Origin of the sequence: Gordonia sp. (in: high G+C Gram-positive bacteria) (genome assembly GCF_049299075.1) — a bacterium.
Classification (GTDB): Bacteria; Actinomycetota; Actinomycetes; order Mycobacteriales; family Mycobacteriaceae; genus Gordonia.
Genome location: NZ_JBAQWU010000196.1, coordinates 1 through 2,004, shown reverse-complemented (window position 1 = coordinate 2,004; position 2,004 = coordinate 1). Strand labels below are relative to the sequence as shown.

Sequence of the window (2,004 nt, the reverse complement as noted above, 5' to 3'; positions counted from 1 at the left end):
GTCCAGTAGGCCTGGTTGTGGCGGGTGGTCAGGGTGTCGGGGTGGTCGGGGCCGAGGACTCGGGTGAGGTCGGGTAGCAGGGCGGTGAGCAGGTCGCGGGCGGTGGCCGGGTCACCCGCTTCGCCAGTCCAGTAGGCGACTTCCTCGCGTATGGCGTGTCCGAGTGGATCCGCCGAGTCGAATGGACCTAGGGCGGCGAGTCGCTGGCTGGCGGCCGCTGGATCAGTATGCCCCTTCCAGCAGGTTGAAATGAGTTCGAGCACGTGGCGGTCGCGGTCGGACCACGGCTCGCGGAGCAGCGCAATCAAGCCCTGTCCGACCGCTTCCGTCGGGTTTGCTTCGGGTGCGGTCCGGGCTTGCGAGATCGCGAGTTCAATCTGTTCGGCCAAATCCACGCTGCCGACGACTGCGGAGGTGCTTGTTCCCAGACGCCAGCACCGGACCTCTGCCATGAGGCCGTCAACATCACGCGTGGCATACGCGATGTCTGACCTGGAGGGAGGGTCACTCACCATGGTGAACGAGAGGAACCGCTCTACGACCGATCCGCGGTCCGCGTGAGCCAGCTGTTGCCGGCGCTCCTGAGGCGAGTACCACCCGCGGAGCACCTCCACAATCACGCGCAGCGGTTCCCCTCGACTGTCCCGGTACTGAAGGTGGTGCCTCAGCAGGGGTTCCCGAAGTTCGTACCAGGACTTTCGGCGGTCTCCGCCAGCCGCTTTTGTCGCCTTAACCCAACTTGCGTCCGCAATAAGTCCAAGTGCGGTCGCGGCTGCTCGCTCTTCGCTTCCTGTGAGACCGGAGAGGTCGCCGACAGTGACCGCCCCGGCGGCCCGTCCAAGCTCAAGCACCAGCCTCTGGTCGTTGCCCCCGAGGTCCCACAGCCGCTGCTGATAGTAGGGAGCCAAGTCGTCAAGGAGCTTTTCCACGGCGGGGACGAGTTGGTCGAGGGAGGCGACGGTCACGGCTTCCGCGAGGATTTGCCATAGGCGCGGCGAACCGCCAGCGAGGTGCGCGATTGCACGCATCCGCGCCTGCCCTTCGGCAGACATCACGAAGGCAGCCAGTTCGGGATTGGAGCGTTGTAGCGCGCGGCGTCGAACGATCTCGCTCCCTTCGCTGGCGCTGAGTTCTTTGAGGTGTTCCACGTCGAATGAGCCGTACCACGGCTCGTTGCGATTGGTGACCCCGGAGAAGAGCAACGGCGTCGATGCCAGCACCAAGACCTTGCCGCTGGTCTCCACAAATCCCCTCAGCGCGCCGCTGTCGCGGGTCCCAACGTCGCCGAAGACCCGGTTCAAGTTCTCAAGCACGAGAACCACAGTCCGAGGCCCAGCGATCTTCATGACGAGGGCTTCCAGAGCGCCGATGTCACCGGCGCGCCGAAGTCTCTGGGCTGATTCAAGGTGTCCAGGATCCATCGAGCGAACGACCTCGGCGAGGAGGTCGCGATACGAGCCGATGCCCAGAGAGTCCTCCGGGATCCATGCCAGAGCCACAGCTTCCGCGACTTCAGGATCGACGAGAGCCCGGTGCACGCCCACCGTCAGCGTGTGAGTCTTGCCGCTCCCGCGCGCACCGACGAGCAGGCTATGGCGACGAGCTGTGCTGCGGGCTGCGTCACGCACCCTCTGGGCGACCCTTTCGATGACGTCCTCGCGCCCCACCGTTGCAGCGTCTAGGGAGTCCCCCGAAATGGCCGTGGGAGTGAAGATCGGGTGGAGTGGGGCTTGTTCTGCCGTCATCGCCACGTGGCAATCCAGGCGCGCCGGACGACCTCGCTTCGGAACGTACTAGTCAGGCCCACTCGTTTGAGGTAGTGGTCCTGCTCAAGCAGTTCAACCAGCTCGACCAATTCGCGTCTGGTCACTGTTGTCGGATCGGGTGCCACGGCCAGCAACTTCAGCACCTCGTCTATCGGCAGGGCCGAAGACGAGCCAGCGAAGATGTCCAGAATCGCAAAGACGAGGCCCTCCCTGCCCGGGTAGTAGTCCGGGACCCGGT

General features: G+C 64.8%; 1 protein-coding gene and 1 pseudogene. Both read right to left on the bottom strand.

Going from position 1 to position 2,004, the window contains the following annotated elements:
- On the bottom strand, positions 1 to 1,667 hold a 1,667-nt coding region (locus WAW85_RS06340; RefSeq protein WP_422558786.1), incomplete at its 3' end, for a hypothetical protein.
- A gap of 74 nt (positions 1,668 to 1,741) precedes the next feature.
- Positions 1,742 to 2,004 (bottom strand): annotated as a pseudogene (locus tag WAW85_RS06335) (ATP-binding protein); the annotation flags it as partial.